Consider the following 6,596-nt stretch of genomic DNA (forward strand, 5'->3'; position numbering starts at 1 on the left):
GGTGAGTTCGTCAGGATCTGGACCGGCCCGGAATCGACACGGATGTGTAACGGAGTCGGCTGGGTCGAGTTCATCACCGCTGAGTCTATCCCGCGACGAGCGAGACACCGATCACAGGTATTGGCCGGTGTTCGATTCGGTATCGATGGACCGCGCAGCACCGGAACCCTTGCCGCTCACCAAGGTGCGGATGTACACGATCCGCTCCCCCTTCTTTCCTGAGATCCGCGCCCAGTCGTCCGGGTTCGTGGTGTTCGGCAGATCCTCGTTCTCGGCGAACTCGTCAAGAATCGAATCCAGAAAGTGTCCGATCCGCAGGCCGCCGCGGCCGGTTTCCAGTTGCTCTTTGATCGCATACTTTTTGGCGCGATCGACAACATTCTGGATCATCGCGCCGGAATTGAAGTCCTTGAAGTACATAATCTCTTTGTCGCCGTTGGCGTAGGTGACTTCCAGGAACCGGTTGTTGTCGGTCTCCTCGTACATCCGCTCGACGACCCGCTCGATCATCGCCTGCACGCAGGCATCGCCGTCGCCGTCGAACTCCGCTAGATCGTCCTGGTGCAGCGGCAGGCCCGTGGTCAGGTACTTGGAGAAGATGTCAACGGCCGACTCGGCGTCCGGGCGCTCGATTTTGATCTTCACGTCCAGGCGGCCGGGACGCAGAATGGCGGGGTCGATCATGTCCTCACGGTTCGAGGCACCGATCACGATCACATTTTCCAGGCCCTCCACGCCGTCGATCTCGCTCAGCAACTGCGGCACGACGGTGGTTTCGACGTCCGACGAGACGCCCGAGCCACGGGTGCGGAAAATCGAGTCCATCTCATCGAAGAAGACGATCACCGGGGTGCCCTCGGAGGCCTTTTCGCGGGCGCGCTGGAAAATCAGCCGGATGTGCCGCTCGGTCTCGCCGACGAACTTGTTCAGCAGTTCCGGGCCCTTGATGTTCAGGAAGTAACTCTTGGCCTCACGCGCGTCGTCACCGCGGGACTCGGCGATCTTGCTGGCCAGCGAGTTAGCGACGGCCTTGGCGATGAGCGTCTTACCGCATCCGGGCGGGCCGTACAGCAGCACCCCTTTGGGCGGACGCAGATCGTAGTCGCGAAACAGGTCGGCATGCAGGAACGGCAGTTCGACGGCGTCGCGAATCTGCTCGATCTGCCTGCGCAGGCCGCCGATGTCCTCGTAGTCGACGTCCGGAACCTCTTCGAGCACCAGGTCTTCCACCTCGGCCTTGGGAATGCGTTCGAGTGCAAAGCCAGCTTTGGTGTCGACCAGCAGGGAATCGCCGGGACGCAGCTTCCGGGTACTCGTGCCGCCGTCGTCGACGTGCCGCATGCCAGCGGCCAGATGCACGACCCGTTCTTCGTCGGTGTGGCCGACGACCAGCGCACGATCGCCGTCGCCGAGCACCTCACGCAGGGTGGCGATCTCGCCGACACCCTCGTATGCCAGAGCCTCGACGACGTTGAGGGCCTCATTCAACCGCAAGATTTGACCGCGCTCGAGTTGTTCCATCTCGATATTCGGCGAGACGTTGAGCCGCATCTTTCGGCCCGAGGTGAACACATCGGCGGTCGCGTCGTCGTAGGTCTTCACCAGCACGCCGTAGCCGCTCGGCGGTTGGCCGAGGTGATCGACCTCTTCTTGCAGCAGCAGCATCTGCTGTCGCGCTTCTTTGAGGGTGATCAGCAGCTTCTCGTTACGCGCCGTCAGCGCTTCGATGCGCTCAGCGAGTTCGGCGGGCGTAGCCCGGATCACTCCCGGTCGTTCGGACGAACGATCTGACGTAGTCATGCGCAACGACTCCTTGCCTCGGGGGTTAAGTCTTGCCTAATTCAGCTTAACCCTTGGTCGGACGGCGGGAGACGCGCAGCGTCTGGGTTCCGTCGGCCAAGCGGCGCGCGGTGATCAGGAACGCGGTGTGGCCCTGCATCCGGTGTTCGGGGCGGACGGCCAGGCCCACGGCACTCCAGTCGCGGACCATCGATTCCCAGGCGCGCGGCTCGGTCCAGCACTGCTGCTCGCGCAGTGCCTCGACGACCCGCGAGAGTTGGGTCACCGTCGCCACATAGACGGTCAACACCCCGCCGGGGCGGAGCGTCGCCTTGACCGTCTCCAGGCACTCCCACGGCGCCACCATGTCCAAAATGATCCGGTCGGCCTGCTCGGCGGGATCGTGGCCGGCGAGATCGGCGACGCGTAGTTCCCAGTTCTCCGGCGACGAGCCGAGGAACGTCTCCACATTGCGGACCGCGTACTCGGCGTGGTCCTCGCGGATCTCGTAGCTGAGCACGCTGCCCCGATCGCCGACCGCGCGCAGCAGCGAGAGGGTCAGGGCGCCCGATCCTGCCCCGGCTTCGATCACCCGCGCGCCCGGGAAGATGTCGCCCTCGGTGACGATCTGCGCGGAGTCCTTGGGGTAGATCACCTGCGCGCCGCGAGGCATGGAGAGCACGTAGTCGGTGAGCAGTGGTCGCAGGGCCAAGTACTCGGTGCCTTTGGTCGCACCGACCACCGTGCCCTCGTGGGCGCCGATGAGGTCGTCGTGTTCGATGCCGCCGCGGTGCGTATGGAACTGTTTGCCTGCCTCCAGCACGACGGTGAACTTGCGCCCCTTACCGTCGGTGAGCTGTACGCGATCGCCCTCGGCGAAGGGCCCGGTGGTCGCCATCTGTGCTGGTTCCCCATTCTTTCGTGCATGACCGTGGTGAATTGCTGCGCCATCCAGCTTGTCACACGCGAAACTAAGCGACCGCTTGCTCGTGTCGTAGGGTACGACTATGGCCGACACGTTCTCCGCATACTATTTGCCGATGTGCGCACCTGAGGGCGCCGACACCGGGTACGAGTACTTCCAGCCCACTGCAGCGACCGCCAGCGTGTGGACCGCGGCGATCCAGCACGGCGGCCCACCGACCGGACTGCTGGTGCGGGCCATGGAGAACGCCGTCGGCGGGACCACACCGCCCGACGGCTTGGGATTCTCGCGGGTGACCATGGAGATCCTCGGCGCTATCGGCTACGGCGTGAGCCGGGTCCGCACCTGGATTCCACGGCCCGGTCGGCAGATCAGTCAAGTGGCCGCCGAACTCTCCGAGCAGCAGCCCGACGGCACGTTCCGCATCGTCGGGCGGACTACCGCCTGGCGGCTACTGCGGCGAGACAGCTCGTCGATCTCCCGCACGCCGCACCCGCCGCTGCCCCTGGCGCCCGGCGACCTGGCGACCACCGTGGGCTTCCCCACCACCGGCGAGAACGCCACTTCCTGGGGCACGCTTGGCTTCATCGGCACCATCGAGGTCGGCCTGCTTGACGGGCGCACCGGCACTACCCCGGCACTGTGGATCCGCCCGACACTGCCCCTGGTGGCCGGCGAGGAGACCAGCGATCTTGCGTCGGCGTTCACCGTCATCGATGTCGCCAACGGCGTCGGCTCCGACCTACCGACGACGGAATGGTCGTGGATGAACACTGACACGACGGTGCATTTGATCCGCGCACCGCGCGGCCCGTGGGTTGGGTTGGACGCCACGCTCGCCGCCGGGCCGGACGGATACGGGGCCACGTTGGGCGACCTGTACGACGCCGACGGCTTCCTCGGGCGCTCCGCCCAGACGGTGCTGCTCTCCCCGACCAGCTGACGCCAATCCTCTGCAATCCGACATTTCTGTAACATTCTTTCGTATCGACGCGACGAACCAACTGAGTATCCGCATCCGACAGCCCGACTGCCATTGACACCGGAGGAATTGCAGTGAAGCTTCGCTCGATCGTGCTCGCCGTTGGATTGGCAGCCCTCGCAACCAGCTCGTCCGGAAAGGCCTCGGCGATTGTCAACGGCGACATTGTGAAGGGCCCCGTTGCGCCCTCCTGGATCGTCGCGGTCCACGTTACCGACCTGCTTTGCACCGGATCGCTCATCGATCGGGAGTGGGTTCTCACCGCAGCACATTGCATCCCGAAGGTCACCAACCCCGAGCGAGCCCTGGCCGTCCGAGTCGGCACGCTCGACGCTTCCGAAGGCGGCGAACAGCGCCAGATTTCGGCAGTGCGTGTTCACCCCCGCTATAAGTTCGATGGATCACGTGAGCGGGAGCAGGGTTTTCGGGATATCGCCTTGCTCCGGCTGTCCGAGCCAGCGACTTCGGCACCGATCAGGTTCTCCACCCCTGACGATCGGGCGCGGTGGGAACCCGGACAGGACGTGACCGCCTTTGGCTTCGGCAATGCGGTGCCCGGTGTTCCTGAATCAGCGCGCGTTCTTCGACGCGCCGATTTCCGCATTAATGAGCGGACCAATGATGGCGACCGGATCCTATCCACGTGGGAGGGCCGCTCGCTGTGTCACGGCGACAGCGGCGGACCGCAGGTCGTGTGGGCCGACGGTGAACCTCGACAAGTCGGGGTGAACAGCGAACTATATGCGCCGAGATGCCAGTATGGCCGAGGCAGCTACGCCAGCGTCGTCGGTGACCGCTACGGATCGGCGCACGAATGGATCCTGCGTTGCGCGTTCCGCAACGAGTGCGCTGAGTAGTCAAGGCCGAGCCCCGACGCGGTAGCACTCCTGTTCGGCTGCATGTCGCGCTATCCCTGCGCGCGATGACGTCCGTACTGGCACAACGACCTCGCATCTGCCGCCGCGATCCGCGCGCCACCCCGGGTCCCGACCGGAACGCCGCCGCGATCCTCACCCCAGCGATCGCCGGCCAGCGCGCACCGCTTGCAGGTCGGGAGCGGGTGCTCGACCCCACTAAGGACGGGCGCCGAGTCAGGGCGACTTCCTCGTAGGGTCGGCCCACTGAACCACCGTCACGCTGCACGGCGGATCGGCGACGGTGAATCTGGCGCCGAATCGAGTGCGAAATGCCGTGTTCAGCGCTCGCCGCGAAAGCCGAATCTTCCAGTACCCGAACAACCGAAGTCCCGCGCTTCCCGACCGTTGCGGTGAGCTCGGAAGAGCGCCTTCACCGTCGTGACCGTGAAGGTAGGGCAGCCAGATAGGTCACGGTCGGACGGGCGGTCGGAGGGCAATCTCCTCGCGGCTCGCGCCGCCCACCGGGCCACCTCCTCCTTGGCCTCCGCGAGTACCGAGGCCCCACTCCGTCCGGCTTGCAGCTGCTCTACTGCCATGGCGCTATCGTGGCACTTGGCCGCTGGTTGCGCGCACGCAACCACGGCGCGGCTGTCCAGGGGTCGGCAGTAGATCGGAGGACCTTCCAGACCTCGCCGAGATACGCGATCAGTTCACGGTTCTCTCCGAACTACCATGTTGAATACACCCAGGTCCGGCCATCGGAGAGCTGACAACCAATGAGCGCGCCCGCACTGATCCGCTCGGTAATCGTCTGCTTGCTGTTATCAAGAAAACTCACAAGCTGGGCAGTGCCAGAAAAACCGACCGCCGGCTCGGTCTAACACGCGCACTCACTCACCACGACCCTTCGACCCTTCGACAAGCTCAGGGAGCGACAAGAGGTGAAGGAACGACAAGTGCCAACAGCACTGCAAAGACCAAGTGCGCACCTCCCGCAAAGGCCCAGGAGTGGCCGCACTAGAAGCGGCAGGAGCGGATATCGGAGGCCAAGATGGCGCGGGCACCGAGGTCGGACAGCTCGTCCATCAGCTGCTGGTGCCGCTTGCGTGGCACCATAGCGCGCACGGCGAGCCACGCCGGGTCGGCCATCGGCGCGATAGTCGGCGACTCCAGGCCCGGGGTGAGTGCAACTGCATCATCAAGCAGCGCCTTGGGGCAGTCGTAGTCGATCATCACGTACTGCTGGCCGAACACGACGCCCTGGACTCGCTTGATGAAACGCTCAGCCTCCTTCGACGGGGACGCCTGCGCGCCCGTGCGGATGAGGACTGCTTCGGAATCGCACAGTGACTCACCGAAGGCTTTCAGATCATGCAGCCGCAGCGTCCGGCCCGAACCGACAACGTCGGCGATGGCATCGGCGACGCCGAGTTGGATGGAGATCTCGACGGCGCCGTCGAGTCGGATAATTTCAGCGTCGATGCGACGTTCGGCCAGATCGCGCCGCACCAGGTTTGGGTACGACGTGGCAATCCGTTTCCCTTCCAGGTCAGCAACGCTCCACTGCTCGTCGGCAGGTGCGGCATAGCGGAAGGTAGAACTGCCGAATCCGAGCGCGACCTCCTCGATCACCTCCGCGCCGGAGTCGACGGCCAGATCCCGGCCGGTGATACCCACGTCCAGACGGCCGGCGGCGACGTAGATCGCCACGTCCTTCGGGCGCAGGAAATAGAATTCGACGCCGCCCTCGACGTCGATCACGCTCAAGTCTTTGGGATCCGAGCGTTTGCGGTAGCCGGCCTCGGTCAAGATGGCGGCGGCGGCTTCAGACAGGGCGCCCTTATTGGGCACGGCGACGCGCAGCATGGCGTGGTTCTCTCTCGAATCGGGGCTGTTCACAGGAAGCGGTACAGGTCTTGCGGCGTCAGGCCACGCTTGATCATCATGACCTGCAGCCAGTAAAGAAGTTGACTCATCTCCTCGGCGAGCGAGTCATCGGACTCATGCTCGGCGGCAAGCCAGACTTCCCCGGCCTCTTCGATGATCTTCTTGC

At 64.6% G+C, this 6,596-nt stretch carries 6 protein-coding genes; 2 read left to right on the plus strand and 4 right to left on the minus strand.

The features are described 5' to 3' along the window. Positions 1 to 111: 111 nt before the first annotated feature. Together arc and WAW85_RS05150 are read right to left on the minus strand one after the other, a co-directional pair. Positions 112 to 1,800, minus strand: a complete 1,689-nt coding sequence (gene arc, locus WAW85_RS05145) for a proteasome ATPase (RefSeq protein WP_422558568.1) — start codon at positions 1,798 to 1,800, stop codon at positions 112 to 114. Between the two features lie 46 nt (positions 1,801 to 1,846). Next, positions 1,847 to 2,677: a tRNA (adenine-N1)-methyltransferase gene (locus WAW85_RS05150; RefSeq protein WP_422558569.1), complete on the minus strand. Its 831-nt coding sequence runs from the start codon at positions 2,675 to 2,677 to the stop codon at positions 1,847 to 1,849. A 142-nt stretch (positions 2,678 to 2,819) separates the two neighbouring features. Here WAW85_RS05150 and WAW85_RS05155 point away from each other — a divergent pair, with 142 nt between their 5' ends. Together WAW85_RS05155 and WAW85_RS05160 are read left to right on the plus strand one after the other, a co-directional pair. Beyond that, complete coding sequence (locus tag WAW85_RS05155) at positions 2,820 to 3,647, plus strand: thioesterase family protein (RefSeq protein ID WP_422558570.1); 828 nt, start codon at positions 2,820 to 2,822, stop codon at positions 3,645 to 3,647. Between the two features lie 113 nt (positions 3,648 to 3,760). Then, entirely contained in the window at positions 3,761 to 4,543 is a 783-nt protein-coding gene (locus WAW85_RS05160) for a S1 family peptidase (protein WP_422558571.1), read from the plus strand. Between the two features lie 1,017 nt (positions 4,544 to 5,560). Here the strand turns inward: WAW85_RS05160 and hisG are convergent. Both hisG and hisE read right to left on the minus strand, forming a co-directional pair. Continuing rightward, positions 5,561 to 6,409, minus strand: a complete 849-nt coding sequence (gene hisG / locus WAW85_RS05165) for an ATP phosphoribosyltransferase (RefSeq protein ID WP_422558572.1) — start codon at positions 6,407 to 6,409, stop codon at positions 5,561 to 5,563. Positions 6,410 to 6,438: 29 nt separating this feature from the next. Then, positions 6,439 to 6,596, minus strand: a 158-nt coding sequence (gene hisE / locus WAW85_RS05170; protein ID WP_422558573.1) for a phosphoribosyl-ATP diphosphatase, incomplete at its 5' end; no start/stop codon positions are given.

The organism is Gordonia sp. (in: high G+C Gram-positive bacteria), from assembly GCF_049299075.1.
Taxonomy (GTDB): Bacteria; Actinomycetota; Actinomycetes; order Mycobacteriales; family Mycobacteriaceae; genus Gordonia.

Excerpts from the sequence above, each read along its gene's own strand:
- hisG (WP_422558572.1), bottom strand. The coding sequence starts at position 6,409 with ATGCTGCGCGTCGCCGTGCCCAATAAGGGCGCCCTGTCTGAAGCCGCC.
- WAW85_RS05150 (WP_422558569.1), bottom strand. The coding sequence starts at position 2,677 with ATGGCGACCACCGGGCCCTTCGCCGAGGGCGATCGCGTACAGCTCACC.
- WAW85_RS05155 (WP_422558570.1), top strand. The coding sequence starts at position 2,820 with ATGTGCGCACCTGAGGGCGCCGACACCGGGTACGAGTACTTCCAGCCC.
- arc (WP_422558568.1), bottom strand. The coding sequence starts at position 1,800 with ATGACTACGTCAGATCGTTCGTCCGAACGACCGGGAGTGATCCGGGCT.